This is a genomic window from Prolixibacter bellariivorans ATCC BAA-1284 (assembly GCF_000621705.1).
GTDB lineage: Bacteria > Bacteroidota > Bacteroidia > Bacteroidales > Prolixibacteraceae > Prolixibacter > Prolixibacter bellariivorans.
This window is the reverse complement of record NZ_JHXO01000022.1, coordinates 1-1,333: the sequence shown is the minus strand read 5'-3', so window position 1 is coordinate 1,333 and position 1,333 is coordinate 1. Positions and strand designations below refer to the sequence as shown.

The following is a 1,333-nucleotide window of genomic DNA, read 5'->3' as shown; positions in this document are numbered from 1 at the left end:
GGTAACGGCTTACCAAGGCGACGATGCCTAGGGGTTCTGAGAGGATGATCCCCCACACTGGGACTGAGACACGGCCCAGACTCCTACGGGAGGCAGCAGTGAGGAATATTGGTCAATGGGCGAGAGCCTGAACCAGCCATCCCGCGTGCAGGATGACGGCCCTACGGGTTGTAAACTGCTTTTATGTACCAAGAATAGGCGCTACGTGTAGCGTTATGACGGTAGTACATGAATAAGCATCGGCTAACTCCGTGCCAGCAGCCGCGGTAATACGGAGGATGCAAGCGTTATCCGGATTCATTGGGTTTAAAGGGTGCGTAGGCGGCTATATAAGTCAGTGGTGAAATGCTGCAGCTCAACTGTAGAACTGCCATTGAAACTGTATAGCTTGAGTGCGCCTGAGGTAGGCGGAATGAGTAGTGTAGCGGTGAAATGCTTAGATATTACTCAGAACACCGATTGCGAAGGCAGCTTACTAAAGCGTAACTGACGCTGATGCACGAAAGCGTGGGGAGCGAACAGGATTAGATACCCTGGTAGTCCACGCCGTAAACGATGATAACTCGCTGTTGGCGATACACAGTCAGCGGCTAAGCGAAAGCATTAAGTTATCCACCTGGGGAGTACGATCGCAAGGTTGAAACTCAAAGGAATTGACGGGGGCCCGCACAAGCGGAGGAACATGTGGTTTAATTCGATGATACGCGAGGAACCTTACCTGGGCTTAAATGTGGATTGACCGTTGCCGAAAGGTGACTTCCCTTCGGGGCAATTTACAAGGTGCTGCATGGTTGTCGTCAGCTCGTGCCGTGAGGTGTCGGGTTAAGTCCCATAACGAGCGCAACCCTTATCGTCAGTTGCTAACAGGTTAAGCTGAGGACTCTGGCGAGACTGCCACCGTAAGGTGAGAGGAAGGTGGGGATGACGTCAAATCAGCACGGCCCTTATGTCCAGGGCTACACACGTGTTACAATGGTCGGTACAAAGGGCAGCTACTTGGCAACAAGATGCTAATCCCAAAAGCCGGTCTCAGTTCGGATTGGAGTCTGCAACCCGACTCCATGAAGCTGGATTCGCTAGTAATCGCGCATCAGCCATGGCGCGGTGAATACGTTCCCGGGCCTTGTACACACCGCCCGTCAAACCATGGAAGCTTGGGGGACCTGAAGTCTGCAACCGCAAGGAGCGGCCTAGGGTAAAACAAGTGACTGGGGTTAAGTCGTAACAAGGTAGCCGTACCGGAAGGTGTGGCTGGAACACCTCCTTTCTGGAGCCGACACGATAGGTTCTGAGAGGAAATGAATGAAAGGTACTTACTTCTTCCTTTTTAAAA

General features: G+C 52.3%; 1 rRNA gene. It reads left to right on the top strand.

From position 1 onward, the window contains the following. Positions 1-1,267 (top strand): 16S ribosomal RNA (locus T426_RS0119130); the annotation flags it as partial. Between the last annotated feature and the right edge of the window lie 66 nt (positions 1,268-1,333).